Origin of the sequence: Kitasatospora sp. NBC_01539 (assembly GCF_045040525.1) — a bacterium.
Classification (GTDB): Bacteria; Actinomycetota; Actinomycetes; order Streptomycetales; family Streptomycetaceae; genus Kitasatospora.
In genome coordinates, this window is record NZ_CP109390.1 from 6,334,472 (window position 1) to 6,361,030 (window position 26,559).

Below are 26,559 nucleotides of genomic sequence, written 5' to 3' on the forward strand. Positions count from 1 at the left end.
TGAAACGATGGGCCGGTGACCGCACCGAACACACCTACGGGCCCGGACGCGCACCCGCCCGTCCCGCACGACCCGTTCGCCCCGCCCCCGCTGCCCGCCCGGCCTGACCGGCCGCAGCGCGCGCTGCTCCCGGAGCTCAGGGCCGGCGGTCTGACGGCGGCCGCGTGCGCGCTGCTCGGTGTGGTGCTGGGCCTGCTCTGGCTCTGGCTCGCCCCCCGGGTGGGCCTGATCGTCAAGGGCGACCAGCTGCTCTACGCGGATCCCGAGGGCGAGCAGCGGGCCGGTGCGGACAGCGTCTTCGCCCTCCTCGCGCTCGGCGCGGGCCTCCTCACGGCCCTGGCCGCGTTCCTGCTGACGCGGCGCCGCGGCGGCGGCATCGCGGTCGCGGTGGGCCTGGCCGTCGGCGGGCTGGCGGGCTCGGTGGCGGGCTGGCAGCTCGGCATGCGGCTCGGCCCGACCTCCGACCTGGTGGCCCATGCCCGGGCGGCCGGCGAGGGCGGGCACTTCAGCGCCCCGCTGGAGCTCGGTGCGCACGGCGCGCTGCTGGTCTGGCCGATGACGTCGATGGTGCTGCTGCTGGCGCTCTCCGCGGCCTTCGGCAAGCGCGAGGAGGACCCGCCGCCGTACTGGGCGTCGCCGCAGCCCTGGGCCGGTCCGGTGCCGCAGGACGCGCCGCAGCAGCCGGGCCTGCCGCCCGGCACGCACCCGGACGCGCCGGTGCACGGCGCGCAGCCCTGGGACGGCCGCCCGTACGGCGACCCCGGCCCGTACCCGGGCGAGCCCCGGCCCGACGGTCACCGGCCCGACGGGCGGTGGCCGGGCGCGTAGGGGCGCTCAGCGCCCGATCGGGGCCGTCCGGGCACCGGTGAGCGCCACCAGGTCGGCGGGGGCCAGCTCCACCTCCAGGCCGCGGCGGCCCGCCGACACGAAGACCGTGCCGTGGTCCAGGGCGCTCGCGTCCAGCACGGTGCGCAGCGGCCGCCGCTGCCCGAGCGGGGAGATGCCGCCGAGCACGTAGCCGCTGCTGCGCTCGGCGGCCGCCGGGTCGGCCATCACCGCCCGCTTGCCGCCGACGGCGGCGGCCAGCGCCTTCAGGTCGAGCTGACCGGAGACGGGCACGACGCCCACCGTGAGGGTGCCGTCGACGTCGGCGACCAGGGTCTTGAACACCCGGGCGGCGGGGAGGCCGAGCACCTCGGCCGCCTCGCCGCCGTACGAGGCCGCCGCCGGGTCGTGGTCGTAGGCGTGCACGGTGTAGGCGATCCCGGCGGTGTCCAGGGCGACCGTGGCCGGGGTGCCCCGGCCACCCCTCTTCGTCTTCTTCGCCATGGCGGTGCGGCGCTCCTCGCGTGCTCGCGGTGGTCAGTTGGGGCTGAAGGCCTGACGGGTGAGGTCGGCGGCGGGCACCGACGGCAGCCACGCCAGCAGGGCGTTCTCCCGGCGCAGCAGCTCCAGCTCGGTGGTGAGCCGCTGCGCGGTCTGCGGGCTGGCGAGCAGCTCCTGCTTGACCGGGGCGGGCAGCACCGCGGTGGCCGCGACGAGGTAGGAGAGCACCTGCGGGTCGAGCGGCAGGTCGTGGTCGCCCGCGAGACTGGACTCCCTGGCGCCGGCGAGCCGCTTGCGGTACGCGCGGAAGGCCCGTTCGACGGCGGCCGCCAGCGCCCCGGAACCCTGGCCGGACTCCTCCGGGAGGAGCTCGGTCTCGCCGACCAGGTAGGGCCCGGTGGCGTCGACGGCGTGCAGCCGGAACCGCGTCGTACCGGTGATCAGCAGCTCGTACCGCCCGTCGGACTGCCGACGGGCGGTGGTGACGTCGGCGACGCAGCCGACCTTGTACAGCGCCTCCAGCGGGTCCCCGGTCATCGTGCCGAGACCGTCGAGCGGCCCGGCGGGCCCGTCCTTCTCCCGGACGGGCGCGACCTCGCGGCCGTCGCGGATGGCGAGCACGCCGAAGCGCCGCGGGGCGTCCTCGGGCCCGGCGAGCAGATCGGCGACGAGTCGGCGGTAGCGCTCCTCGAAGATGTGCAGGGGCATCACCAGCCCCGGGAAGAGGACCGTGTTGAGCGGGAAGAGCGGGAGCCGTTCAGTCACGGCGCACAGCGTAGTTGCAGCGGCGCCCGCCGCGCGGGGGCGTTCCGCCACGCGGGGCGCCCCGGGCGGCTCAGCCGCGCTGCAGCAGGCGGGTGGCGCCGGTGACCACGGTGGTCGCGAGGATCCAGCCGGTGAGCACCAGCGCCGCGGCCACCCACTGCCCGGGGCGGTCCGGGTCCCAGCCGCCCTGGCCGAGGTCGACGACCGGCAGCAGCTTGCCGAGCACGTACAGCGGCGCGTTCCAGGTGGGGGCCTCGTCGGCCTTCAGCGGGGCGGGCGGGTGGCCGGCGAACCACGCGGTGCCGGCGAGCCAGGCCAGCAGCAGCCAGAGCGCGGCCCGGCCGGGGCGGTAGCCGTAGCCGACGGTGACGTCCTGCAGCAGTCCCCAGAGCCGGGCGTGCGGCGGCAGGGCCGCGCGGCGGCGGCGCTGCTTGGCGTGGAGCACCTCGCGGGCGTCCTCGTCGCGGCCGTCGCGGCGCAGCGCGGCGGCGAGCTGTTCGTACGGCTCCGGCTGGTACTCGGCGAGGGCGCTCTCCAGCCAGGCGATCCGCTGGGCGACGGTGAACGGCACGGCGGGGCGCAGCGAGTCGTAGGCGAAGCCGCCGAGGCCGACCCGGCCGCCGCCGGGCCAGGAGGCGGGCGTGTCGACGAGGTTGCCCACCCGGGCGCGGGAGAGCGAGACGCGGCCCCCCGCGGGGGCGGGGCAGGTGAACCGCAGTTCGGGGGTCTGGATGCGGCGCAGCGCGAGTTCCTGCCGGTCGGTGAAGGTGAACACGGCGTCGTTGACCAGGCAGGCGTTCTCGAACCGGCCGTCGGAGAGGCGGACGCCGCCGCGTGCCCGGAACGGCGTGGTCGGCTCGCCGGGCTCGGACGGGTCGCCGTAGCCGTGCCCGTAGAGCGTGCGGGAGCCGCGCCGCCCGTTGTCGAGCGAGCCGGTGAGGTAGAGGGTGCTGCCGACGGTGATCCGGGCCAGGTTGAGGCAGCTGCGGGCCGGACCGGTGACCCGCAGGTCGGCGCCGCGCAGGGAGAGCCGCCCGCCGACGCGTCCGGTGCGCAGGCTCACCTCGCCGACGGCGACGAGGCGTTCGGCCTCGACGTCCTGGCCGACGGTGATGCCGTCGGCCGCGAGCGCCCGGCCGTACCGGTCGCCGCCGAGCACCGCGTGGTTGAGCAGCAGGTCGGTGCCGATCCTGGCGTCGGTCAGCCGGATCCCGGCGGGCACCGTGCACCGGGCCAGGTGGAGGTCGCCCTCGGTGGCGAACCGGGCGCCCTCCAGCCGGGGTATGAGGCAGCCGACGAGCCGCACGGTGCCGGCCCGGGCCTCGGAGATGAGCACCTTGTGGTCGAAGCGGCAGTCCTCCAGCTCGACGTAGTGCCCGATCGTCGCGCCGGCGATCTCCAGCGGGCCGGTGACGAGCGCGCCGGCGAGCTTGAGGGCGGCGACCCGCCCGTCGGCGGCCGTCGGACCGTCCAGCAGCAGCCGGGCGACCGCGGCGGCGCGCACCGTCCGTCCGGGCCCCCAGTCGCCGCTGCGCACCGGGTCGTCGAGGCCGGCGTCGCCGGTGCGGAGGTCGAGCGGTTCGCCGTGCCGGAACGCCTCCCAGAGGCGCTGCTCGACCGGTGTCCAGCCGTCCGGTGCCGTGCCCGCCATGGTCCCCCCGTGATCACTGGCCGTCTCGCCTTTCGTATCACGGACTGAAATGCGGGGCCCCCGGTTTCGGCCACTCCTTACACTGGTCCCTGTGATCTCTCGAATCGACCTGCGCGGCTCCCTCTCGGACCCGCGCGATCTGCTGCCCCGAGCCGAGTTCGACGTCGAGGCCGCCCTGGAGAAGGTGCGGCCGATCTGCGAGGACGTCCGCCATCGCGGGGTCGCGGCGCTCGTCGAGATCACCGCCCGCTTCGACGGCGTGACGCTGGAGTCGACCCGGGTGCCCGAGGAGCGGATCACCGCCGCCCTGGAAACCCTCGACCCGAAGGTGCGCGCCGCGCTGGAGGAGTCGATCCGCCGCGCCCGCCTCGTCCACCGCGAGCAGCGCCGCACCGACCACACCACCGAGGTGGTGCCGGGCGGCACGGTCTCCGAGCGCTGGGTGCCGGTCGACCGGGTCGGCCTGTACGTGCCGGGCGGCCTCGCGGTCTACCCGTCCTCCGTCGTGATGAACGTCGTGCCCGCGCAGGAGGCGGGGGTGCCCGGCATCGCCGTCTCCTCGCCGCCGCAGAAGGACTCCGGCGGCTCCGTCCACCCGACGATCCTCGCGGCGTGCGCGCTGCTCGGCGTCACCGAGGTGTACGCGGTCGGCGGCGCCCAGGCGGTCGCGATGTTCGCGTACGGCACCGAGGAGTGCCGCCCGGTCAACCTGGTCACCGGCCCCGGCAACATCTACGTCGCCGCCGCCAAGCGCCTCCTGAAGGGCCGGATCGGCATCGACGCCGAGGCGGGCCCCACCGAGATCGCGATCCTCGCGGACGACTCCGCGTCGCCGCGCGACGTCGCCGCCGACCTGATCAGCCAGGCCGAGCACGACCCGATGGCCGCCTCCGTGCTGGTCACCTACTCCCTCGCGCTCGCCGACGCGGTCGAGACGGAGCTGAAGGCCCAGGTCGCGAACACCAGGCACCGCGAGCGCGTCACCGAGGCGCTCGCCGGCCGGCAGTCCGGCATCGTGCTGGTCGACGACGTCGAGCAGGGCCTGGCGGTGGTCAACGCGTACGCCGCCGAGCACCTGGAGATCCAGACCCGCGACCCCCGGGCGGTCGCCGCCCGGGTCCGCAACGCGGGCGCGATCTTCATCGGCCCGTACGCGCCGGTCTCGCTCGGCGACTACGCGGCGGGCTCCAACCACGTGCTGCCGACCGGCGGCTGCGCCTGCCACTCCTCGGGCCTGTCCGTGCAGTCGTTCCTGCGCGGCATCCACGTCGTGGACTACACCCGCGAGGCGCTGGCCGACGTCGCCGCACACGTCGTCAACCTGGCGAACGCCGAGGACCTGCCCGGCCACGGCGACGCGATCCGCGCCCGCTTCGACTGGACGGTGCCGGGCGCATGAACATCGACGACCTCCCCGTCCGCGACGAACTGCGCGGACAGTCCCCGTACGGTGCGCCGCAGCTCGACGTGCCCGTCCAGCTGAACACCAACGAGAACCCGTACCCGCTGCCCGAGGCGCTCGTCGCCCGGATCGCCGAGCGGGTCGCCGAGGCCGCCCGCCACCTCAACCGCTACCCCGACCGGGACGCCGTCGAGCTGCGCGAGGGCCTCGCCGCCTACCTCACCCGCACCACCGGCCACCCGGTCACCCGGCCGCAGGTCTGGGCGGCCAACGGCTCCAACGAGGTCCTGCAGCAGCTGCTGCAGACCTTCGGCGGGCCCGGCCGCACCGCGCTCGGCTTCGAGCCCTCGTACTCGATGCACGCGCTGATCTCCCGCGGCACCGGCACCGGCTGGATCTCCGGCCCGCGCAACGACGACTTCACGATCGACGTCGACGCCGCCGTCGCCGCGATCGCCGAGCACCGGCCGCACGTCGTCTTCGTCTGCTCGCCGAACAACCCGACCGGCACCGCCGTCGCCGCCGACACCGTCCTCGCCCTGTACGAGGCCGCGCAGGCCGCCCGGCCCAGCATCGTCGTCGTCGACGAGGCGTACGTCGAGTTCTCGCACCGCGCCTCGCTGCTGCCGCTCGTCGAGGGCCGCCCGCACCTGGTGGTCTCCCGCACCATGTCGAAGGCGTTCGGCGCCGCCGGCCTGCGGCTCGGCTACCTGGCCGCCGACCCGGCCGTGGTCGACGCCGTACAGCTGGTGCGCCTGCCCTACCACCTGTCGGCCGTCACCCAGGCGACGGCGCTGGCCTGCCTGGAGCACACCGACACCCTGCTCGGCTACGTCGAGCAGCTCAAGGCCGAACGCGACCGCGTCGTCGACGCGCTGCGCGGCCTCGGCGTGGAGGTCACCGACTCCGACGCCAACTTCATCCAGTTCGGCCGCTTCGCCGACACCCACGCGGTCTGGCAGGCGATCCTCGACCGGGGTGTGCTCGTCCGCGACAACGGCGTGCCCGGATGGCTGCGCGTCACCGCGGGCACCCCCGCCGAGAACGACGCCTTCCTGGACGCCGTCCGCCTAGTGATCAAGGAGCTGTAACCCCGCATGTCCCGTATCGGCCGCGTCGAACGCACCACCAAGGAGACCTCGGTCCTCGTCGAGATCGACCTCGACGGCACCGGAAAGACCGAGATCTCGACGGGCGTCGGGTTCTACGACCACATGCTCGACCAGCTCGGCCGCCACGGCCTCTTCGACCTCACGGTCAAGACCGAGGGCGACCTGCACATCGACACCCACCACACCATCGAGGACACCGCCCTCGCCCTCGGCGCCGCCTTCAAGCAGGCGCTCGGCGACAAGGTCGGCATCTACCGCTTCGGCAACTGCACCGTGCCGCTGGACGAGTCGCTCGCCCAGGTCACCGTCGACCTCTCCGGCCGGCCCTACCTGGTGCACACCGAGCCGGAGTCGATGGCGCCGATGATCGGCTCCTACGACACCACGATGACCCGGCACATCCTGGAGTCCTTCGTGGCCCAGGCCCAGATCGCCCTGCACGTCCACGTGCCCTACGGCCGCAACGCCCACCACATCGTCGAGTGCCAGTTCAAGGCGCTCGCCCGGGCGCTGCGCTACGCCTCCGAGCGCGACCCGCGCGCGGCCGGAATCCTCCCCTCGACCAAGGGTGCACTGTGAGCAAGGGCGCCCTCGCGCTGATCTTCGTCGGCCTGTTCCTCACCGGCGGCGTCATCTCGTTCTGGAAGCAGAAACTGCCCAAGGGCGTCATCGCCGTCCTCGCCATCGGCGCCGCCCTGTGCCTCGGCGCCGGCGCCATGCGCCTCTAGCCCCGCAGGAGAGACAGAACCGATGGGCAAGAACGTCGTCGTCCTCGACTACGGGTCCGGCAACCTCCGCTCCGCGCAGCGCGCCGTCGAACGCACCGGGGCCACCGTCACCGTGACCTCCGACTTCCAGGCCGCCCTCGACGCGGACGGCCTGCTCGTGCCCGGCGTCGGCGCCTTCGAGGCCTGCATGCGCGGCCTGAAGGCCGTCCGCGGCGAGCAGATCATCGGCCGCCGCCTCGCCGGCGGCCGCCCGGTGCTCGGCATCTGCGTCGGCATGCAGATCCTCTTCGAACGCGGGGTCGAGCACGGCGTGGAGACCGCCGGCTGCGACGAGTGGCCCGGCACCGTCGAGCCGCTGGACGCCCCGATCGTCCCGCACATGGGCTGGAACACCGTCGACGCCCCCGAGGGCAGCCGGCTCTTCGCCGGACTCGACGCCGACGCCCGCTACTACTTCGTCCACTCCTACGGCGTCAGCCGCTGGGAGCTGGAGGTCCACAGCGAGCGCCTGCACGCCCCGGTCGTCACCTGGGCGACCCACGGCCGGCCCTTCGTCGCCGCCGTGGAGAACGGGCCGCTCTGGGCCACGCAGTTCCACCCCGAGAAGTCCGGCGACGCCGGCGCCGCCCTGCTGACCAACTGGGTCGGGACCCTCTGACCGGGTCGCCACCCGCCGAAGCCCCTCTTGAGCCTGGAGAGCCGTACGTGAGCCGCCTCGAACTCCTCCCCGCCGTCGACGTCCGCGACGGCCAGGCCGTCCGCCTGGTCAAGGGCGCCTCCGGCACCGAGACCTCCTTCGGCGAGCCCCTCGCCGCCGCCCTCGCCTGGCAGAACGCCGGCGCCGAGTGGCTGCACCTCGTCGACCTCGACGCCGCCTTCGGCACCGGCTCCAACCGTGAGCTGCTCGCCGAGGTCACCGGCCGCCTCGACATCAAGGTCGAGCTGTCCGGCGGCATCCGTGACGACGCGACCCTCGCCGCGGCCCTCGCCACCGGCTGCACCCGCGTCAACCTCGGCACCGCCGCCCTGGAGACCCCCGACTGGGTCGCCAAGGTCATCGCCGAGCACGGCGACAAGATCGCCGTCGGCCTCGACGTCGTCGGCACCACCCTGCGCGGCCGCGGCTGGACCCGCGACGGCGGCGACCTGTACGAGGTGCTCGCCCGCCTCGACTCCGAGGGCTGCGCCCGCTACGTCGTCACCGACGTCAACCGCGACGGCACCCTCACCGGCCCCAACCTGGAGCTGCTGCGCAACGTCTGCGCCGCGACCGACAAGCCGGTCGTCGCCTCCGGCGGCGTCTCCTCGCTGGACGACCTGCGGGCCATCGCCACCCTCGTGCCCGAGGGTGTCGAGGGCTCGATTGTGGGCAAGGCCCTCTACGAGCAGAAGTTCACCCTCGAAGAGGCCCTGGAGGCTGTGTCCCGATGACCGAGACCCCGGCTGCGTCACGTCCGCTGCGAGTGTCCGGCTTCTCCCCCTGGGAGGAGGAGTTCGGATTCTCCCGGGCCGTCGCGGCCGGGGACTTCGTCCTCGTGGCCGGCACCACCGCCTTCCACGACGGCATGGTGCAGGACGAGGGCGACCCGTACGCCCAGACCCTCACCGCGTTCGCCGTGGCACTCAAGGCCCTGGAGCCGTACGGGCTTTCCGCGGCCGACGTGGTCCGCACCCGGATCTACCTCACGCACGTCCGGGACAGCGACGAGGTCGGCCGCGCCCACAAGAAACTCTTCGACACGATCCGCCCGGTGCTGACCGTGGTCGTGGTGGAGGGCCTGATCGACTCCCGCATGATGGTCGAGGTCGAGCTGGAGGCCCACCGCACCGGGCTCGCAACCTCCCTGGAAGGCAAGCCGTGACCCTCGCAGTACGTGTCATCCCCTGTCTGGACGTCGACGCCGGACGGGTCGTCAAGGGCGTCAACTTCCAGAACCTGCGCGACGCCGGCGACCCGGTCGAGCTCGCCAAGGCCTACGACGCCCAGGGCGCCGACGAGTTGACGTTCCTCGACATCACGGCCTCCTCCGGCGACCGGCAGACCACGTACGACGTGGTGCGCCGCACCGCCGAGCAGGTCTTCATCCCGCTCACCGTCGGCGGCGGCGTGCGGGCCGTCGGGGACGTCGACCAGCTGCTGCGGGCCGGCGCGGACAAGGTCGGCGTCAACACCGCCGCCATCGCCCGCCCGGAGCTGATCCGCGAGATCGCCGCCCGCTTCGGCCGGCAGGTCCTGGTGCTGTCCGTGGACGCCCGCCGCGCGCCGGAGGGCACCGAGACCGCGTCCGGCTTCGAGGTGACCACGCACGGCGGCCGGCGCGGCACCGGCCTGGACGCCGTCGAGTGGGCCGTGCGCGCCGCCGAACTCGGCGCCGGCGAGATCCTGCTCAACTCGATGGACGCCGACGGCACCAAGGACGGCTACGACCTGGAGATGATCCGGGCCGTGCGCAAGAACGTCTCGATCCCGGTGATCGCCTCCGGCGGGGCCGGCAAGCTCGCCGACTTCGCCCCGGCCGTCGACGCCGGCGCCGACGCGGTGCTCGCCGCCTCGGTCTTCCACTTCGGCGACCTGACCATCGGCCAGGTCAAGGACGCCCTCCGGGAGACCGGACACCCCGTCCGCTGACCCGCCCGCGGGTCCCGCCGCCCGGCGGGACCCGCGGAGCCGTTCAGGACGCCGTCTCGCTGCGGATCACGGCGAACACCGCGCCGTGCGGGTCCGTCGCCCAGCCCATCCGGCCGACACCCGGCACGTCCATGCCCGGCATGACGACGGCCCCGCCGCTGTGCTCCACCCGGCCGAGCACCGCGTCCACGTCCGCGACCTCGAAGTACGGCACCCAGCGCAGCGGCTCGTCCTCGCTCTGCAGCGGGGCGATGCCGCCCAGCGACGTCTGCTGCCGGTCGCCGCCCTCGGCGGTGGAGACCACGGTGTACGTCATGCCGGGCATCTCGACGTCCTCCGTGCGCCAGCCGAACAGCGCCTGGTAGAACGCCGTCGCGGCGGCCGGCTCGGGGGTGTGCAGCTCCGCCCAACAGAGCGTGTTCGGGTCGTTGACGGCGTCCACGCCCGCCGTGTTGCCGGGCTGCCACAGCGCGAACTGCACTCCGGCCGGGTCGGACAGCTGCGCCATCCTGCCCTCCGCCATCACGTCGCCCGGCTCGACCCGCACGGTGCCGCCGTGCTGCTCGGCCGTCTTGACGGCGGCGTCGACGTCCGGGGTCGAGAAGTAGATCATCCAGGCCGGGGAGGAGCCCTCCTCGGTCTGCTGCCCGACGGCGCCGACCCTGCGGCCGTCCTGGTGGAAGAAGCCGTACCCGCCCGCGCCCTCCATCGGGTGGAACGTCCAGCCGAGGACCGTGCCGTAGAACGCGGCGGTCGCGGGGATGTCGGGGCTGCCGAGGTCGAGCCAGCAGGGGGAGCCGGTCCGGAAGTCCGTGGTGAGCATGAGGGTGCCCTTCGGCGGTCGGTGGCCGGGCGGCTCCGCCGGACGCGGAGACCTCGACCCACGGCCACCAGCCAGTGTGACCGGCGTCACCGACAATCGCGCGCGCGGTGCCACCGGCCGTCGTGCGCGCCGCGCCGCGCACCCGGCATCCGCGCAGGTCAGCGCGGTGGAGGCAGCGGGACGGTGGCGCGCAGGGCGGCGACGGCCGCCTCCGGACCCACCACCGTCACGGCGGCCCGCGCCCCCCGGCCGAGGGCGAACAGCACCAGCTCGCCCGGCTCGCCGGTGACGTGCACGGCCGGCCCGCTGCGGCGGGTCACCGCGGCGCTCCGCCCGTCCGGCCGCTCCAGCACGAGCGGCACGGGGGAGCGGCGGCCCGCCTCCAGCCGGGCCGCCGTCGGCAGCCGGCGCCACAGGGCGTCGGCGAGCGGCGCCGCCACCTGTTCCGGCGTCCGGTCCGGGCCGGCCCGGCGGACGTCCTCGGCGTGCACGAAGTACTCGACGAGGTTGGCCGCCTCGTCCGCCCCCGGCAGGGCGAACGGCGAGAACCGCGGGGGCCCCGTCCGGAACATCCGCACCAGCTCCTCGTACGGCCGCCGCGCGTACCCGCGCTGCACCCGGGCCGTCCAGCCGGCGAGCGGGCCCAGCTGGATGCCGACCGCCGCGTCCGGCCGGCGCTCCCGCAGCAGCAGGTGGGCCGCCAGGTCGCGGGTCGTCCACCCCGCGCACAGGGTCGGGGCCTCCGGCCCGGCCGCCACCAGCAGGTCCGCCAGCCGTTCACGCTCTGCCCGCGCATAGGTCGCCATGCGCACCACCCTAGTCAGCGGCCCGCCGGTCCTGCGCCGGTGCGGGCAGGGGGAGTTGCCGCTCAGGCGTTCCCGGCGGGGCGCAGCGGGCGCTTGTAGTAGCGCCAGGGGAACCAGCCGGTGCCGACCTGGATCCAGCCCTCGGCCTCCAGGCGGCGGTGCCGGCCGCCGGACGCCAGGGTGACCCGGCAGTGCTCCCAGGGGTGGTCGGAGGCCTCCACCTCGTGGAAGAACGAGCCGTAGCCGACGAGGTGCCAGCCGTCGCGACCGGCCTCGGCGAGGGCGGCCATCTCGTCGAAGGCGGAGAGCGGGGTCAGGGTGCGGCGCTCGGGGCCGCCGCTCCCGGTGCCGGACGGCGCGGGGTCCGGCGACTTGCCGGCGAACCGCTGCTGGGCGGCCTGGCGGCTCACCCCCAGGATGCGGCCCACCGTGTCCCAGCTGTGGCCGGCGGCCCGGGCGCCCTGGACCGCCTCGCGGAGCAGCCGGCCGGTCTCCTCGGCGCCGACCCGGGTGGCGTCGACCAGGCGCAGGTAGCCTGCCGGGTCGTGTTCGAGGGCGTCGGCCAGGCCCTCGGGCGCTCCGAGGACGGCCGCGGCGACGCCTTCGCGGATCCGGGTGACCTCCTCGGGGGCGAGCAGGGGTTCAGTGGCCACGGCGGGGGCCTCCGGGGGCGTGCGGCCGCAGGGCTTCGCGGGCGTCGGTGGTGGCGGGGGGCGGGGTGTCCCGGCGCGGGGCCGGGTGTGTCGTGGTCGCCATGTGTCAAGGAAACCTTGACATGATCGAAATTGTCAAGGATTCCTTGACACGCCTCGCGGGGTGCGACGCCCGGCCCGCCCGCCCGCGCCTTGCCCGTCGCGGGCACCGGGAGGATCGTAAGAAGCCGAGGGGTACGACGGCCGGCGGACGATCATGGGCCAGGGGGCGATGCCACCCGGAGGTGCAGCATGACGTTCGTCCAGCTCATCGAGTGCAGGACCGACAAGGTCGACGACCTGAACCGGCTGATGGACAGCTGGGTCGAGCAGACCAGGGGCCGCAGGACGGCCACCCACTCCATGGTGGGCGCCGACCGCGCCGACGGCCGGCACGTCGTCGAGATCGTCGAGTTCCCCTCCTACGAGGAGGCGATGCGCAACTCGAAACTCCCCGAGACCGACCGGATCTTCCGCGAGATGGTGGCGCTCTGCGACGAGCCGCCGACCTTCACCGACCTCGACATCGTCCGCGACGAACAGCTCAACAAGCAGACCGTGCGCCGCTTCATGGACGGCCTGTCGGCCGGCGACCTCTCCGTGCTCGACCAGCTGATGGCCGAGGGCTACCACGACCACGACATCGCCGACGAGACCGACGTCGTGGGCCGCGACGCCATGCGGGAGAAGTGCACCGGATGGCTCGACGCCTTCGACCTCGGCATGACCGTCGAGAGCCAGCTCGCCGACGGCGACCAGGTCGCCACCCGCTGGACCTTCAGCGGCCTCCACAAGGGCGAGTTCATGGGCCTGCCGGCCACCCACAAGCGCGTCGAGATGACCGGCACCACGATCTTCCGCATCGAGGACGGCATGATCTGCGAAGGCTGGTGGCACTGGGACAGCATGAGCATGATGCGGCAGCTCGGACTCGTCCGGATGTGACGCCCGGCCGCGCCCGCCCACGGGTCAGCGCAGACGGCCCGTCAGCTTCCGGCCCTCCTGCCGGGAGCTGACCGTCATCGCGCACGTCGCGTCCCGCATCCCCTGCCCGTAGAACGCCAGGGACGGACCGAACGGGAAACCGTAGTACGGGCCGCCGCCGCCCTGCCGGCCGTCCCACTCCGCGAGCGGGGCCTTGCAGAGCTCCCGCAGCGCCCGGCCGATCCCCGCATCGCTCGTCAGCCCCTCCGGCAGCCGGACGTTCGCGATCGCCTCGCCGTCGTGCGACTGCTCGCAGGGGCGCGCCTCGACCGTCGTGATCACCTTGCTGAGCTGCGGGTGGTCCAGGCACGTGCCCGGCGGGAAGAACGGGTACGGCAGCGTCGGCGACGGACTGGGCGACGGGCTCGGCGAGGCACTGACCGCCACCGGCGGCGGCTGCGCCGAGCGGTGGCCGCCGTCCGGCCACAGCCACACCGCGGCCACGGCCACCAGCACCGCCGCCACGGCGGCCGCCACGACCGCCCGCCGCCTCCGCACCTGCTCCACCCCGAGCCCTCCCAGGTCCTGTCCGCCCCATTCTGGCCCCCGGCGGTGGGCGCCGTCAGCGGATCGGGGCTACTGCCCGCCGCCCAGGTGGCGCTCGACGGTCGCCACCTTCGCCGTCAGGCCGTCCGTCACCCCCGCCCGGTCGTCGATCTTGATGACGGTGCTGACCCGGTTCGCGTACGCCTTCACCGCCTCGATCGCCGCCCGCACCACCGGCATCACCTCGTCCCACTCACCCTCGACCGAGGTGAACATGGCGTCCGTCCGGTTCGGCAGCCCGCTGGCGCGCACCACCCGAACCGCCGCCGCCACGGCTTCGCCCACGTCCTCGCCCACGCCCAGCGGCGTGACGGAGAAGGCCACGATCACGGCTGTCCTCGCTCTCCCTGCGCACCCGTCGGGCGCTCCCGTCCCAGCATGCCCCGCCGGGCCGCCCGCCGGGCCCGATACGCTGGGCGCGGCACGACCCGGACAAGGGGTCGAAACTCCCCTGCGCGTCGGCATCACCGGACACCCGGCACTCTCGGACCTCACCGACATGCTCGTCCGCGGCGAACTCCGGCGGCTCGTCACCGCCCACGGGGCCCACGACCTCGTCGGCGTCGGCCGGCTCCGGCCCGGCCCGGAGCGGTGGTTCGCCCGGGCCGTGCTCGACCACGGCGGCCGGATCGAGGCCCTCCTCCCGGCCGACGACACCGCCGCCCCCGCGGCGCTCCTCGCCGCGGCCACCGCCGTCCACCGGCTGCCCGCCGGCACCGCCGGCCGCACCCTCGTGGGCACGGTCGACGCACTGGTCGCCGTCTGGGACGGCAGCCCCGGCAGCGAACCCGCCCGGACCGTCGCCGCCGCCCGCGCCGCCGGCCTCGACGTCCGCACCGTCTGGCCGGACGGCTGCGAGAGCCCCGCCCCGCGCTGATCAACCCGGCGGAACGGACCTGCGAGAATGTCCCCATGTCCTCCACACCCGCCGCGCCCGGCACCACCGCCCTCGACCCGGCCGTCGCGGCCCGCCTCAAGCGTTCCGCCGACGGCCTGCTCCCCGCCATCGCCCAGCAGTACGACACCGGCGAGGTGCTGATGCTCGGTTGGATGGACGACGAGGCCCTGCACCGCACCCTCACCACCGGCCGCTGCACCTACTGGAGCCGCAGCCGCAACGAGTACTGGGTCAAGGGCGACACCTCCGGCCACGTGCAGCTCGTGAAGTCCGTCGCCCTCGACTGCGACGCCGACACCCTGCTCGTCAAGGTCGACCAGACCGGGGCCGCCTGCCACACCGGCGCCCGGACCTGCTTCGACGCCGACGTCCTCCCCGTCGCTCGCTAGTCTTCTCCCCGAACCAGCCCGCCCCTTCCCCGAACGGTGCCCGCCCCCATGGACCTTGAGGCCTTCCGCCGACTCGCCGCAGACACCCGGGTCATCCCCGTCACCCGCCGGCTCCTCGCGGACGGCCTCACCCCGATCGGGCTGTACCGCAGTCTCGCCGGCGAACGCCCCGGCACCTTCCTGCTGGAATCCGCCGAACAGGGCCGCAACTGGTCGCGCTACTCCTTCGTCGGCGTGCACAGCGCCGCCACCCTCACCACCGACCCGGACGGCACCGCCCGCTGGCACGGCACCCCGCCCGTCGGCATCCCGCAGGGCGGCGACCCGCTGGAGGCCGTGCGCGCCACCCTCGCCACCCTCCACACCCCCCGCCGCACCGACGACGGCCTCCCGCCGCTCACCGGCGGCCTGGTCGGCTACCTCGGCTACGACGTCGTCCGGCGGCTGGAGAAGCTCCCCGACCTCACCCCGGACGACCTGAAGCTCCCCGAGCTCACCCTCCTCCTCGCCACCGACCTCGCCGTCCTCGACCACGCGGACGGCACCGTGCTGCTGATCGCCAACGCCGTCAACCACAACGACCTGGACAGCGGCGTCGACGAGGCCTACGCGGACGCCGTCGCCCGCCTCGACGCCATGGAGGCCGACCTCCTGAAGCCGGTCGACCCGGGCCTCGCCACCTTCACCCCGACCACCTCGGAGGCGCACTCGCCGTTCGGCGGAGCGCCCTACCGGGCCGCCGTCGAGACGGTCAAGGAGCGCATCCGGGCCGGCGAGGCGTTCCAGGTGGTGCCCTCCCAGCGCTTCGAGGTGCCCTGCCCCGCCTCCGCCCTCGACGTCTACCGGATGCTGCGCACCACCAACCCCAGCCCCTACATGTACCTCTTCCGCTTCCCCGGGCCGGGCGGCGGCGCCGAGGGCGGCTTCGACGTCGTCGGCTCCAGCCCCGAGGCGCTCGTCAAGGTCAGCGACGGCGAGGCGATGCTGCACCCCATCGCCGGCACCCGGCACCGCGGCGCCACCCCGCACGAGGACGCCGACCTCGCCGCCGAACTCCTCGCCGACCCCAAGGAGCGCGCCGAGCACCTCATGCTCGTCGACCTCGGCCGCAACGACCTCGGCCGGGTCTGCACCCCGGGCACCGTCGAGGTCGTCGACTTCATGGCGATCGAGCGGTACAGCCACGTCATGCACATCGTCTCCACCGTCACCGGCAGGGTCGCGGAGGGCCGCACCGCCTTCGACGTGCTCACCGCCTGCTTCCCCGCCGGCACGCTCTCCGGCGCCCCCAAGCCGCGCGCCATGCAGATCATCGAGGAGCTCGAACCCACCCGCCGCGGCCTCTACGGCGGCTGCGTCGGCTACCTCGACTTCGCCGGCGACTCCGACACCGCCATCGCGATCCGCACCGCGCTGCTCCGCGACGGCACCGCGTACGTCCAGGCCGGCGCCGGCGTGGTGGCCGACTCCGACCCGCACGGCGAGGACACCGAGTGCCGCAACAAGGCCGCCGCGGTGCTCCGCGCCGTCGCCACCGCCAACACCCTGCGCCCGCCGGCATCGCCGGTATCGTGAGGACATCGGCCGCCCGGGGCGCCGGTCACCCGGAACGCCGGGGGACGGCCCGGCCGGGGTGACGGCCGGACCAGGCGAGGCCGGACCGGGAGACGCTCGGATGACGGCGACACGCACCACGAGGCCCGCATGACGGCCGGCGGCCGGCGGCGGCAGGTGCTCGGCGGCACGGAGCCGCAGATCACCGCCCAGCTCGGCGGGCAGGGAGAGGTCCTCCGCGACCCCGCGGTGGACCTCCCCGGCGCGCCGCCCGGCTACGCCCCGGACCTCGCGGTCACCGCCCCCGGGGCCGCCCCCGGCGGCGACGGACGCTGGGCCGCCACCGACCTGGAGGCCGTCCTCGACGTCCTGCCCCGCCCGGCCCCCGGCCCCGACCTCGCCCGCCTGCTGCGCCTGTACGCGGCCTCCGGCGTCCCGGTGTACGTGGCGGTCGACCCGGCCGGCGCCGTCTGCACCGTGCACACCGACCCGCAGCGCCCCGGCGCGTACCACCTCGCGGAGAAGGTGCCGTTCGGCGAGGACCTCCACCTGCAGCTCGCCGGCCGCACCCTGGTCATCGACACCGCGGGCCTCCCGGCGGACCCCGCCCGACCGACCCGCGCCCGCCGTCGTGGATAGTGGACGGGTGAGTTCACCCGCACCCCGCCCCGGCCGCCGTTCCCTCGCCCTCATGCTGCTGCTGACCGTGCTCGGCGCCGTGCTCGTCCTGACGGCGACCGGCCGGACCTGGGCCGAGGGGGTCGTCACCGGCACCGCCGGCGGCCGCCTCGACGTGAGCGCCACCGGCTCCCGGCTGACCGGCCTGCCCGGCGGGCTCGCGCTGGCCGGGATGGCCGCCTCCGTGGCGGTGTTCGCCGTCCGCGGCCGGACCCGGGCCGCGGTCGGGGTGCTCATGCTGCTGGCCGGGCTCGGCGTGGTCGCCGCGGCCGTCACCGGGGCCACCGACACCGCGGGGCTGGACACCGAGGCCGCGGGCCGGCTCGCGCTCGCCGGCGCGCACGCCGAGCACGTCACGCACACGCTCTGGCCCTGGGTGGCCGCGGCGGGCGGCGTCCTGCTGGCACTGGCGGGCGCCGTGACCGTCCGGGCGGGCCGGGACTGGCCCGCGATGGGCGCCCGCTACGAGGCGCCCGCGCGCAGGACGGCGCCCGCGCCCCGGGCCGCCCGTCCCGTCGACAGCGCCGCGGAGCTGTGGAAGGCCCTCGACCGTGGCGAAGATCCCACCCGTTGAGCCCGGGGCCGCCTTGGGGATGGGTGTGAGGGCCCGGCACAATGGACGGGTCAACCAGCCGCGCCCCACGGGCCGTCGGCCGGGATCCGGATAACAAGGAGCACCATCAGATGTCGGCAGCAGCGCACGGCCACACTCCCGCCGCCTGGACCGGCGTGACCATCGCTTTCATCGGTTTCACGGTCAGCGGCGTCGCCATGATCATCCCCAACGTCCTGCTCGTCTGGGCGGGCCTGGCGATCGTCGTGGTCGCGGGCGTGGTCGGCAAGGCGATGTCCATGGCCGGCATGGGCCGTCAGCCCAGCACCAACTTCGCCCCGGCGGCCCCGGCCGTGGCCGCCGAGGAGCGCACGCCGGTCGCCGCGGCCTGACCCGGCCGCGACACCTGCGGGTCGGAGGCACCGGACGGCGGGCGCGCCACGCCCGCCGTTCGCGTTCCCGGACGGCCGCCCGCCGACGGAGGACAATCGGCGGGGTGAACGCTCCCGCCGCCCCCGCCCCGCTCGGCCGCCGGCTCACCCGCCCGCTCGCCGCGCTGGTGGCCGTCGCCCTGCCGACCGCGTACGTCGCCCAGGTCGACCCCAACGCGCCGGGCCACTACCCGGTGTGCCCGGTGCTGCAGGCCACCGGCTGGTGGTGCCCGGGCTGCGGCGGCCTGCGCTGCGTGCACGCCCTCACCCACGGCGACCTCAACGCCGCCGGCCACGACAACCTGCTGGTCATGGTGCTCGCGGTGGCGGCGGCCGTCCTCTGGCTGCGCTGGGCGTGGGCGGCCCTCACCGGGGGCGCACCGCCGCGGTTCACGATCACCCTGCGGCAGACCGTCGTGGCGGCCGTCGTCCTCGCGGTCTTCACGGTGCTGCGCAACCTCCCGGCCGGCGCCGGGCTCGGCCCGCTGCCGCTCTGACCGCGGCCGCTCCGACCGCTGCCGCTCGGCCCGCTGCTGCTCCGACCGCTGCCGCTCCGCCCTCCGCGGCCCTCGCGGACGCCCCGCGGGGCGCCGTCCGCCCGCCGCGGGGGCCCGGGCGGCCCGGCGGCCCGGTCCGCTCCGCGAGACGCGCGCCGGGCGGATGCGCCGCGCGCGCCGGGTGCCGGATACCATCGAAGGGCCGACGGGGCAGGCGTGCGCACCGAGGATCCGCAAGGTCCGTGCGACACACCTCCGACGGCTGACCGCACCAGGCCGGGCAGGCCATGCCCACCCGGCTCCTTGCCAGCAAACGATGGGGGCGCTCTCGTGAGTGTGCTCGACGAGATCATCGACGGGGTCCGTGAGGACCTCGCCGAGCGACAGGCCCAGGTCTCCCTGGACGAGCTCAAGGAGCTCGCCGCCAAGGCGCCCGCGGCCAAGGACGGCGTGGCCGCCCTGCGCGGCGACGGCGTCCGGGTGATCTGCGAGGTCAAGCGCTCCAGCCCCTCGAAGGGCGCCCTGGCGGCGATCGCCGACCCGGCCGCGCTCGCGCAGGACTACGCCGCCGGCGGCGCCGCCGCGATCAGCGTGCTCACCGAGCAGCGCCGCTTCGGCGGCTCGCTCGCCGACCTCGACGCCGTGCGCGCCGCGGTCGACACCCCGGTGCTCCGCAAGGACTTCATCGTCACCGCCTACCAGCTGTGGGAGGCCCGCGCCCACGGCGCCGACCTCGCCCTGCTGATCGTCGCCGCCCTCGAACAGGAGGCCCTGGTCTCGCTGATCGAGCGGGCCGGGTCGATCGGCCTGACCCCGCTCGTCGAGGTGCACGACGAGGAGGAGATCGCCCGCGCGGTCGACGCCGGCGCGAAGATCATCGGCGTCAACGCGCGCAACCTCAGGACGCTGGAGGTCGACCGCAACACCTTCGGCAACGTCGTCGACGCGATCCCCGCCGGGATCGTCAAGGTCGCCGAGTCCGGTGTGCGCGGTCCCCTCGACGTCATCCAGTACGCCAACCTCGGCGCCGACGCCGTCCTCGTCGGCGAGTCGCTGGTGACCGGTCGCGACCCGAAGGCGGCCGTGGCCGACCTGGTCGCCGCCGGCGTGCACCCCGCCATCCGGCACAAGGGCTGACCCACCGCCATGTCACTCGCCTCCCGCCTCGCCCCCGGCTGCCGCCCCCGCGGCTGCCGCGCGCCCGCACGCCGGGTGCTGGGGCGGCGGGTGCGCTACGTGATCGGCTGCGAGCCCGGCCAGGTCCCCGGTCGTCGATGGCGCGGCCCGCGCGGCTGAACCGCGCCCCGTCCGCCCTTCCATCGACCCATGAGGACGTTCGACCATGTCCGAGAAGGACTACCTTCCGGGTGCCCAGGTGCCCGACGCCCGCGGCTACTTCGGCGCCTACGGCGGCCGCTTCATCCCGGAGGCGCTCGTCGCCGCCGTCGAGCAGGTCGCCGAGGAGTACGAGAAGGCCAAGACCGACCCGGCGTTCACCGCCGAGCTCGACGGCCTGCTGAAGGACTACACCGGGCGGCCGAGCCCGCTCACCGACGTCCACCGCTTCTCCGCGGAGGCCGGCGGCGCCCGGATCCTCCTCAAGCGCGAGGACCTCAACCACACCGGCTCGCACAAGATCAACAACGTGCTGGGCCAGGCCCTGCTCACCCGCCGGATGGGCAAGACCCGGATCATCGCCGAGACCGGCGCCGGCCAGCACGGCGTCGCCACCGCCACCGCCTGCGCCCTCTTCGGCTTCGACTGCACCATCTACATGGGCGAGGTCGACACCCGGCGCCAGGCGCTCAACGTCGCCCGCATGCGCATGCTCGGCGCCGAGGTCGTCGCCGTCACCTCCGGCAGCCGCACCCTCAAGGACGCCATCAACGAGGCGTTCCGCGACTGGGTCGCCAACGTCGACTCCACCCACTACCTCTTCGGCACCGTCGCCGGCCCGCACCCCTTCCCGATGATGGTCCGCGACTTCCACCGCGTGATCGGCGTCGAGGCCCGCGAGCAGGTCCTGGAGCGCACCGGCCGCCTCCCCGACGCGGTCGTCGCCTGCGTCGGCGGCGGATCCAACGCGATGGGCATCTTCCACGAGTTCATCCCCGACTCCGGCGTCCGCCTCGTCGGCTGCGAGGCCGCGGGCGAGGGCGCCGAGACCCCGAGGCACGCCGCCACCCTGACCAAGGGCGACCCCGGCGTGCTGCACGGCTCCCGCACCTACGTCCTCCAGGACGAGGACGGCCAGACCATCGAGTCGCACTCCATCTCCGCCGGCCTGGACTACCCCGGCGTCGGCCCCGAGCACGCGTGGCTCAAGGACACCGGCCGCGCCGAGTACCGCCCGGTCACCGACGACGCCGCCATGCAGGCCCTGCGCCTCCTCTCCCGCACCGAGGGCATCATCCCGGCCATCGAGAGCGCCCACGCGCTGGCCGGCGCCCTGGAGCTCGGCCGCGAACTCGGCCCGGAGGCGACCATCCTCGTCAGCCTCTCCGGCCGCGGCGACAAGGACATGCACACCGCGGCCGAGTACTTCGGTCTGTACGACGCGCAGCAGGCCGCGCAGGACGACGCGGAGAACACCGAGACCGGCGGGGGCAAGTGACCATGGCATCGAAGCTCAGCACCATCCTGGCCGCGGCCAGGGCCGAGGACCGGGCCGCACTGATCGGCTACCTCCCCGCCGGCTTCCCGTCGGTCGACGGCGGCATCGCCGCCGTCAAGGCCCTCGTCGAGGGCGGCTGCGACATCGTCGAGGTCGGCCTCCCGCACTCCGACCCGGTGCTGGACGGTCCCACCATCCAGACCGCCGACGACATCGCACTGCGCGGCGGCGTCCGCATCAAGGACGTGCTGCGCACCGTCGCCGAGGTCGCCGCGGCGCACCCGGAGGCCGCGGTGCTGGTCATGACCTACTGGAACCCGGTCGACCGCTACGGCACCGCGCGGTTCGCCGCGGACCTCGCGGCGGCCGGCGGCGCGGGCTGCATCCTGCCCGACCTGCCGGTCGAGGAGTCCGCGGAGTGGCGCAAGGCGGCGGGCGAGCACGGCCTCGACACCGTGTTCGTGGTCGCCCCCAGCAGCAAGAACCCGCGCCTCGCCGAGGTCACCGCGGCCGGCTCCGGCTTCGTGTACGCCGCCGCGGTCATGGGCGTCACGGGTACCCGCGCCCAGGTCGGCAACCTCGCCGAGGACCTGGTCGCCCGCACCCGGGCCACCACCGACCTGCCGGTCTGCGTCGGCCTCGGCGTCTCCACGGCCGCCCAGGCGGCCGAGGTGGCGGCCTTCGCCGACGGTGTCATCGTCGGCTCCGCGTTCGTCCAGCGGATCCTGGACGCCGACGGCGACGAGCAGGCGGCGCTGGCCGCCGTCCGCGACCTCGCCGGCGACCTCGCGGCGGGTGTCCGCAAGCGCTGACCCCCCGTCCCGACGGCCCGTCATCTCAGAGGAGGTGACGGGCCGTCGGCGTTCCCAGCCGCAGGCGGATTCACCCGGACGAGTGGAGAGTGGACGGTCGGCGCATCGACGGTGATTGACCCGCGTTGAGTGGAGGGACGGGTTGACCGTGCCGTCCGCGCCTCGTGGTTCGTGCACCGTTCACCCAGGCCGACCGGTCGAAAGGGCTGCCCGTGCTGTTCCCGCACCGCGCCGTACTCCTCCGTGCCTCCGCGGCCGCCCTCGCCCTCGGGGCCGCCCTCGGGGTGCAGGCCGCAGCAGGTCAGGCACTGGCCAGACGGGGTGCCGAACAGGCCGAGCGCAACGCCCGCGCCTGCGTCGAGGCCGCCGCCGCGGTCGCCGACCTGGGCGCCCTCCGGCCCCGGGCGGACGGGGCCGGGCCGCGGCCCGGCGAGGGCCCGCCGGGCCGGTGCGGCCCGCCGCACCGCCGGATCCCTTAGAACAGAACGGGCTCAATCGCTCAATTCATCACCCTTTCGGCTTAATTCGTCAATGTGGAGGAACCGGACGGCTTCCCCTACGGTTCATCCGTCAGGAAGCCGCTCTCCCGCGGCAGCCGCACCACTCCGAGGGGGAGTCCGATGGCCAGTCCGCAGACGGTCGAGGCGAGGCGGCCCGGCGCGCTGCGCCGGGCGCTGGACGGCCCGGCCGCCGAGTGGTTCGGGCTGGCCGTCCGGCTGGGCCTCGCCCTGGTCTGGGGCTGGGCCGGCCTCGCCAAGATCGCCGACCCGGCCGAGGCGGCGCAGGCGGTGCGCGCCTACGAGATCCTCCCCGAGTCGCTGGTCAAGCCGATCGGGTACGGGCTGCCGTTCCTGGAGCTGGCCCTGGCCCTCCTGCTCGTCATCGGCCTCGGCACCCGGATCGTCGCCTCGGTCTCGGCCCTGCTGCTGCTCGCCTTCATCACCGGCATCGCCTCCGCCTGGGCCCGCGGCATCTCGATCGACTGCGGCTGCTTCGGCGGGGGCGGCACGGTCGACGCCTCCAAGACCGAGTACCTCCAGGAGATCCTCCGCGACTCCGGCTTCCTGCTGATGTCCGCGTGGCTGATCGCCCGGCCGCGGACGAAGCTCTCGGCCGACGCCTGGCTCGCGGCCTAGGCCGCGAGGCCCCCGCCTGCCCCCACATTCCCCTCCCGACGACCGGACACGGCTTTGGACACAGCACCCATGAGCGAGAAGAACCGAGACGGCAAGCGCACCGCCCGCGAGCGGATGGCCCAGCAGCGGGCCGCCGACGAGGCCCGCGGCAAGCGCAAGAAGCAGCTGGTGGTCGGCGGCGTGGTGCTCGCGGTGATCGCCGCCGCCGTCGTCACCGGCGTGATCGTGCAGAACCAGCGGTCCAAGCCGGAGACGCCCGTCGCCTTCCCAGCCGGAGCCACCGGCGACAAGAACCTCGTCATCCCCTCCGGCGCCGCCGACGCCCCGTCCGTCCTGACCGTCTACGAGGACCCGCGCTGCCCGGCCTGCGGCAGCTTCGAGCGGACGTTCTCGCCGACCATCGACCAGCTGGAGGACGCGGGCAAGCTGCGGGTCGACTACCACCTGGTGTCGTTCATCGACCGTTCGCTGGGCGGCAAGGGCTCCAAGTACGGCGTCAACGCCCTGGCCTGCGCGCAGACCGCCGGACACTTCCGCGACTTCCACGACGTGCTCTACCGCAACCAGCCGGACGAGACCTCCGACGCCTTCGGCGACAAGCAGACGCTGATCGACCTCGGCAAGAAGGTGCCCGGGCTCGACAACCCCGCCTTCGAGACGTGCGTCCAGGACAACACGTACGGTGACTGGGTCTCGGCCGTCCAGCAGGACTTCGACAAGTCGAGCTACAAGTCGACCCCGACCCTCCTGCTCAACGGCGAGCCGATCTACCCGTCGAAGGGCGACGAGCAGATCTCCCCGGAGAACCTCGTGAAGTGGGTCGACGAGGCCAACGCGGGCAAGCAGCTCGGCACCCCCGGCTCGCACGGTCAGAGCCCGGCGCCGTCCAGCACCGCGGCGGAGTCCAACACCCCGCCGTCGTCCTGACGGCCCAGCCCCGCGACCGTTCGGAAGATGTGACCCGGACCGGTGCCGGTCCGACGGCCCCGACAGGGTAGCGTCGACCCTGCCATGGATCTCGCATACATCCCGAGCCCGTCGCGGGGCGTCCTCCACCTCGGACCGGTCCCGCTTCGCGCCTACGCGTTCTGCATCATCATCGGCGTCGTCGTCGGCGTCTGGCTCGGCAGCAGGCGCTGGGTCGCCCGGGGCGGTGCCAAGCACACCGTCGGCGACATCGCCGTCTGGGCCGTGCCCTTCGGCCTGGTCGGCGGCCGCCTGTACCACGTCATCACCGACCACCAGCTCTACTTCGGCGAGGGCCGCAACGCCTGGGCCGCCTTCAAGATCTGGGAGGGCGGCCTCGGCATCTGGGGCGCGATCGCCCTCGGTGCGGTCGGAGCGTGGATCGGCGCCCGTCGACGAGGGGTGCCGCTGCCCGCGTACGCCGACGCGATCGCGCCGGGCATCGCCCTCGCCCAGGCCTGCGGCCGCTGGGGCAACTGGTTCAACCAGGAGCTCTACGGCAAGGCGACCACGCTGCCCTGGGGCCTGGAGATCCACAAGGTGGAGACCGACGGCACCGTGATCGACGGTGTCTACCACCCGACCTTCCTGTACGAGTCGCTGTGGTGCGTCGGCGTCGCCCTGCTGGTGATCTGGGCCGACCGCCGCTTCACCCTCGGCCACGGCCGCGCGTTCGCGCTGTACGTCGCCGCGTACACGGTGGGCCGGTTCTGGATCGAGTACCTGCGCATCGACGAGGCCCACCACATCCTCGGCCTGCGGCTGAACGACTGGACGTCGATCCTGGTCTTCGTCGGCGCGGTGGTCTACCTGGTCGTCTCCGCGAAGCTGCGCCCGGGCCGTGAGGCACCGGACTCCATCGACCCGGCCTCCCGCCCCGCGGACGCCGACGGCAGCGACACCGACGGCAGCGATGCCGCCGCACCGGGAGACGGCGCAGAGGACGGCACCGCCACCGCGAAGGCCGCGGCCGACGGCGACACCGAGGCGGGCGGTATCGGCAGTGCCGATGACCCGACCGACGGTCCGTCCCGCCCCTCGGACACCCCGCCGACCACGGAGCGGTCCTCCGTGCGGGATGGTGTGACCCCCGGGCAGGCCGTCTGACCTGCGATGTTCCCGGCCCTGCGGCCGCCCGCCACCTTCCGTGGCCGGCGGCCGCAAGCATGTTCGGACAGCCTTACTTTGCTGGAAAGTCCCAGGTCAACGGGCTACGTTCGACAGGTGAGCGCCCTGGGGGCAGCCCGGTTTCCACGGCAGAGTCGCCGTACCGGCTGTGCGGGGCGACATCCGACAGGGGAGGGCGCACCGCCATGACCACGACCGCGACAGCCGCGACCACCACCGGGGAACCCCAGCCGCGCATCCCCGAGGAGGGGCACCACCGCGACGTCAACGGCGGCTGGCTGCGACCGGCGGTCTTCGGCGCGATGGACGGCCTGGTCTCCAACCTCGCCCTGATGACCGGCGTGGTCGGCGGCGACGTCGGCCACCGCACGATCGTCCTGACCGGGCTCGCAGGACTCGCGGCAGGCGCCTTCTCGATGGCGGCGGGGGAGTACACCTCGGTCGCCTCGCAGCGCGAGCTCGTCGAGGCCGAGATCGAGGCCGAGCGGCTGGAGCTGCGCCGCAACCCGCACGGCGAGCTCGCCGAACTCGCCCAGCTCTACACCGCGCGCGGCGTCGACCCCGAACTCGCCCACGAGGTCGCCCGGCAGCTCTCGCGCGACCCGGAGCAGACCCTGGCCGTGCACGCCCGGGAGGAGCTCGGAGTCGACCCGGACGACCTCCCGTCCCCGCTCGTGGCCGCCGCGTCCTCCTTCGCCTGCTTCGCGGTGGGCGCGCTCCTGCCGGTGCTGCCGTACCTGCTCGGCGCCACCGCGCTCTGGCCGGCGCTGCTGCTCGCGACGGCGGGCCTGTTCCTGTGCGGCGCCGTGGTCGCGCGGGTCACCGCGCGCAGCTGGTGGTTCAGCGGACTGCGCCAGCTGGTACTCGGCGGCGCGGCGGCCGGGCTCACCTACCTGCTCGGGTCGGTGATCGGCGGCCGGATCGGCTGAGCCGTTCGCCGTTCGCCGTCCGCCGCCTGCCGGCCCCGCCCCGCCGCCTGCCGCCCGCAGGCCCCGCCGCCCGCCGCCTGTCGCTGTCGGCCCCGCCGTCTGCTGCCCGTCGTGCCCGGCCCGTCCGTCGTCCTCGGCCGTGCGCGGCGGGCCCGGTGCCGGCCGGTGGGGCGTCCCGCCGCGGGGCCGGGGCGGCTGACCTCGTACGATGCCGCAGGATTACCTTGTGCGATGCGACAGGGCCCTGCATGGCTATGCTGCGGCCCGCGTGACGTTCCACACACGGGCCCCGGTCGCCCGCCTGGCCTAGACCTGGCCCGGGCGCCGCCCGCCCTCGGAATCCATTCCGGCGGTCGGTCGTGCGGGTTGGATTCGCAGGCGGCCTCGGACGGTGCAGGTGGACAGGGCGTTTCGGCCCTGTTTCACCCCGCGGCAGGTTGGGCACACTGGTGGAAGCGCGCGGTCGGGCCGCCACTCCGTTGGGCCGCCCCTACTGATCGGTAACCGCCG

General features: G+C 74.6%; 34 protein-coding genes. 26 read left to right on the forward strand and 8 right to left on the reverse strand.

From position 1 onward, the window contains the following. Positions 1-15: 15 nt before the first annotated feature. Positions 16-828, forward strand: a complete 813-nt coding sequence (locus tag OG335_RS27435; RefSeq protein WP_405013796.1) for a hypothetical protein — start codon at positions 16-18, stop codon at positions 826-828. Positions 829-834: 6 nt separating this feature from the next. On the opposite strand, the gene ybaK is transcribed toward OG335_RS27435, so the two are convergent. The 3 genes from ybaK to OG335_RS27450 form a co-directional block, all read right to left on the reverse strand. Then, positions 835-1,329, reverse strand: coding sequence for a Cys-tRNA(Pro) deacylase (gene ybaK / locus OG335_RS27440; protein ID WP_405013797.1), 495 nt, complete (start codon positions 1,327-1,329; stop codon positions 835-837). A gap of 33 nt (positions 1,330-1,362) precedes the next feature. Then, entirely contained in the window at positions 1,363-2,091 is a 729-nt protein-coding gene (locus OG335_RS27445; protein WP_405013798.1) for an LON peptidase substrate-binding domain-containing protein, read from the reverse strand. 70 nt (positions 2,092-2,161) lie between these two features. After that, entirely contained in the window at positions 2,162-3,742 is a 1,581-nt protein-coding gene (locus OG335_RS27450; RefSeq protein WP_405013799.1) for an oxidoreductase, read from the reverse strand. Between the two features lie 91 nt (positions 3,743-3,833). Between OG335_RS27450 and hisD the strand changes: the two genes are divergently transcribed. Genes hisD through hisF form a run of 8 tightly spaced genes read left to right on the forward strand, consistent with a single transcriptional unit; the run spans position 3,834 to position 9,613 of the window. Beyond that, positions 3,834-5,141 carry a histidinol dehydrogenase gene (gene hisD / locus OG335_RS27455; protein ID WP_405013800.1) on the forward strand — a complete coding sequence of 436 codons (1,308 nt, stop codon included), beginning with the start codon at positions 3,834-3,836 and terminating at the stop codon, positions 5,139-5,141. Continuing rightward, the gene (locus OG335_RS27460; protein ID WP_405013801.1) at positions 5,138-6,235 is read left to right on the forward strand and encodes a histidinol-phosphate transaminase; all 1,098 of its coding nucleotides are present in this window, start codon (positions 5,138-5,140) and stop codon (positions 6,233-6,235) included. Before hisD ends, OG335_RS27460 begins: the two co-directional genes overlap by 4 nt. Before the next feature lie 6 nt (positions 6,236-6,241). Further along, the gene (hisB, locus tag OG335_RS27465) at positions 6,242-6,835 is read left to right on the forward strand and encodes an imidazoleglycerol-phosphate dehydratase HisB (RefSeq protein WP_405013802.1); all 594 of its coding nucleotides are present in this window, start codon (positions 6,242-6,244) and stop codon (positions 6,833-6,835) included. Further along, positions 6,832-6,984, forward strand: a complete 153-nt coding sequence (locus tag OG335_RS27470; RefSeq protein WP_405013803.1) for a hypothetical protein — start codon at positions 6,832-6,834, stop codon at positions 6,982-6,984. The genes hisB and OG335_RS27470 overlap by 4 nt, the downstream gene beginning before the upstream one ends. A gap of 22 nt (positions 6,985-7,006) precedes the next feature. Next, positions 7,007-7,642 carry an imidazole glycerol phosphate synthase subunit HisH gene (gene hisH / locus OG335_RS27475; protein ID WP_405013804.1) on the forward strand — a complete coding sequence of 212 codons (636 nt, stop codon included), beginning with the start codon at positions 7,007-7,009 and terminating at the stop codon, positions 7,640-7,642. A 47-nt stretch (positions 7,643-7,689) separates the two neighbouring features. Next, positions 7,690-8,415: a bifunctional 1-(5-phosphoribosyl)-5-((5-phosphoribosylamino)methylideneamino)imidazole-4-carboxamide isomerase/phosphoribosylanthranilate isomerase PriA gene (gene priA / locus OG335_RS27480; protein ID WP_405013805.1), complete on the forward strand. Its 726-nt coding sequence runs from the start codon at positions 7,690-7,692 to the stop codon at positions 8,413-8,415. Continuing rightward, positions 8,412-8,846, forward strand: a complete 435-nt coding sequence (locus OG335_RS27485) for a RidA family protein (protein WP_405013806.1) — start codon at positions 8,412-8,414, stop codon at positions 8,844-8,846. The genes priA and OG335_RS27485 overlap by 4 nt, the downstream gene beginning before the upstream one ends. Then, on the forward strand, positions 8,843-9,613 hold the full coding sequence (hisF, locus tag OG335_RS27490; RefSeq protein WP_405013807.1) for an imidazole glycerol phosphate synthase subunit HisF: 771 nt from the start codon (positions 8,843-8,845) through the stop codon (positions 9,611-9,613). Before OG335_RS27485 ends, hisF begins: the two co-directional genes overlap by 4 nt. A 43-nt stretch (positions 9,614-9,656) precedes the next feature. On the opposite strand, the gene OG335_RS27495 is transcribed toward hisF, so the two are convergent. The 3 genes from OG335_RS27495 to OG335_RS27505 all read right to left on the reverse strand — a co-directional run bounded on the left by OG335_RS27495 (position 9,657) and on the right by OG335_RS27505 (position 11,895). After that, positions 9,657-10,436 (reverse strand): VOC family protein, encoded by a 780-nt coding sequence (locus OG335_RS27495; protein ID WP_405013808.1) that lies wholly within the window; start codon positions 10,434-10,436, stop codon positions 9,657-9,659. Between the two features lie 158 nt (positions 10,437-10,594). Continuing rightward, positions 10,595-11,242, reverse strand: coding sequence for a TIGR03085 family metal-binding protein (locus OG335_RS27500; RefSeq protein ID WP_405013809.1), 648 nt, complete (start codon positions 11,240-11,242; stop codon positions 10,595-10,597). Positions 11,243-11,304: 62 nt separating this feature from the next. Next, positions 11,305-11,895, reverse strand: coding sequence for a hypothetical protein (locus OG335_RS27505; RefSeq protein ID WP_405013810.1), 591 nt, complete (start codon positions 11,893-11,895; stop codon positions 11,305-11,307). 291 nt (positions 11,896-12,186) lie between these two features. Here OG335_RS27505 and OG335_RS27510 point away from each other — a divergent pair, with 291 nt between their 5' ends. Continuing rightward, a complete protein-coding gene (locus tag OG335_RS27510) occupies positions 12,187-12,879 on the forward strand; it encodes an ester cyclase (protein ID WP_405013811.1) in 693 nt (230 codons plus the stop codon). 24 nt (positions 12,880-12,903) lie between these two features. On the opposite strand, the gene OG335_RS27515 is transcribed toward OG335_RS27510, so the two are convergent. Together OG335_RS27515 and OG335_RS27520 are read right to left on the reverse strand one after the other, a co-directional pair. Further along, entirely contained in the window at positions 12,904-13,425 is a 522-nt protein-coding gene (locus OG335_RS27515) for a hypothetical protein (protein WP_405013812.1), read from the reverse strand. Between the two features lie 69 nt (positions 13,426-13,494). Then, positions 13,495-13,794 carry an MTH1187 family thiamine-binding protein gene (locus tag OG335_RS27520; RefSeq protein ID WP_405013813.1) on the reverse strand — a complete coding sequence of 100 codons (300 nt, stop codon included), beginning with the start codon at positions 13,792-13,794 and terminating at the stop codon, positions 13,495-13,497. A gap of 169 nt (positions 13,795-13,963) precedes the next feature. Between OG335_RS27520 and OG335_RS27525 the strand changes: the two genes are divergently transcribed. The 16 genes from OG335_RS27525 (at position 13,964) to OG335_RS27600 (ending at position 26,049) form a co-directional block, all read left to right on the forward strand. Then, the gene (locus OG335_RS27525; protein WP_405013814.1) at positions 13,964-14,341 is read left to right on the forward strand and encodes a hypothetical protein; all 378 of its coding nucleotides are present in this window, start codon (positions 13,964-13,966) and stop codon (positions 14,339-14,341) included. Between the two features lie 35 nt (positions 14,342-14,376). Continuing rightward, the gene (gene hisI, locus OG335_RS27530; protein ID WP_405013815.1) at positions 14,377-14,751 is read left to right on the forward strand and encodes a phosphoribosyl-AMP cyclohydrolase; all 375 of its coding nucleotides are present in this window, start codon (positions 14,377-14,379) and stop codon (positions 14,749-14,751) included. Positions 14,752-14,799: 48 nt separating this feature from the next. Continuing rightward, complete coding sequence (locus tag OG335_RS27535) at positions 14,800-16,326, forward strand: anthranilate synthase component I (RefSeq protein ID WP_405013816.1); 1,527 nt, start codon at positions 14,800-14,802, stop codon at positions 16,324-16,326. Between the two features lie 129 nt (positions 16,327-16,455). Next, a complete protein-coding gene (locus tag OG335_RS27540; protein WP_405013817.1) occupies positions 16,456-16,944 on the forward strand; it encodes a Uma2 family endonuclease in 489 nt (162 codons plus the stop codon). A gap of 7 nt (positions 16,945-16,951) precedes the next feature. Next, on the forward strand, positions 16,952-17,557 hold the full coding sequence (locus OG335_RS27545) for a TIGR02234 family membrane protein (protein ID WP_405013818.1): 606 nt from the start codon (positions 16,952-16,954) through the stop codon (positions 17,555-17,557). Between the two features lie 110 nt (positions 17,558-17,667). After that, entirely contained in the window at positions 17,668-17,928 is a 261-nt protein-coding gene (locus OG335_RS27550) for an HGxxPAAW family protein (RefSeq protein WP_405013819.1), read from the forward strand. 104 nt (positions 17,929-18,032) lie between these two features. Further along, positions 18,033-18,464 carry a DUF2752 domain-containing protein gene (locus OG335_RS27555; RefSeq protein ID WP_405013820.1) on the forward strand — a complete coding sequence of 144 codons (432 nt, stop codon included), beginning with the start codon at positions 18,033-18,035 and terminating at the stop codon, positions 18,462-18,464. Between the two features lie 330 nt (positions 18,465-18,794). Beyond that, a complete protein-coding gene (gene trpC, locus OG335_RS27560; RefSeq protein ID WP_405013821.1) occupies positions 18,795-19,601 on the forward strand; it encodes an indole-3-glycerol phosphate synthase TrpC in 807 nt (268 codons plus the stop codon). Between the two features lie 9 nt (positions 19,602-19,610). Beyond that, positions 19,611-19,760, forward strand: coding sequence for a tryptophan biosynthesis modulator TrpM (gene trpM, locus OG335_RS27565; protein ID WP_405013822.1), 150 nt, complete (start codon positions 19,611-19,613; stop codon positions 19,758-19,760). Between the two features lie 46 nt (positions 19,761-19,806). After that, positions 19,807-21,078, forward strand: coding sequence for a tryptophan synthase subunit beta (trpB, locus tag OG335_RS27570; protein ID WP_405013823.1), 1,272 nt, complete (start codon positions 19,807-19,809; stop codon positions 21,076-21,078). A gap of 2 nt (positions 21,079-21,080) precedes the next feature. Beyond that, entirely contained in the window at positions 21,081-21,890 is an 810-nt protein-coding gene (gene trpA, locus OG335_RS27575) for a tryptophan synthase subunit alpha (RefSeq protein ID WP_405013824.1), read from the forward strand. Between the two features lie 164 nt (positions 21,891-22,054). Further along, positions 22,055-22,369, forward strand: a complete 315-nt coding sequence (locus tag OG335_RS27580; protein WP_405013825.1) for a hypothetical protein — start codon at positions 22,055-22,057, stop codon at positions 22,367-22,369. A gap of 141 nt (positions 22,370-22,510) precedes the next feature. After that, positions 22,511-23,026, forward strand: a complete 516-nt coding sequence (locus OG335_RS27585) for a MauE/DoxX family redox-associated membrane protein (protein WP_405013826.1) — start codon at positions 22,511-22,513, stop codon at positions 23,024-23,026. 69 nt (positions 23,027-23,095) lie between these two features. After that, positions 23,096-23,953: a DsbA family protein gene (locus tag OG335_RS27590; protein WP_405013827.1), complete on the forward strand. Its 858-nt coding sequence runs from the start codon at positions 23,096-23,098 to the stop codon at positions 23,951-23,953. An 84-nt stretch (positions 23,954-24,037) separates the two neighbouring features. Continuing rightward, positions 24,038-25,099: a prolipoprotein diacylglyceryl transferase gene (lgt, locus tag OG335_RS27595; RefSeq protein WP_405013828.1), complete on the forward strand. Its 1,062-nt coding sequence runs from the start codon at positions 24,038-24,040 to the stop codon at positions 25,097-25,099. A 206-nt stretch (positions 25,100-25,305) separates the two neighbouring features. Next, positions 25,306-26,049 carry a VIT1/CCC1 transporter family protein gene (locus OG335_RS27600; RefSeq protein WP_405013829.1) on the forward strand — a complete coding sequence of 248 codons (744 nt, stop codon included), beginning with the start codon at positions 25,306-25,308 and terminating at the stop codon, positions 26,047-26,049. Positions 26,050-26,559: the final 510 nt, after the last annotated feature.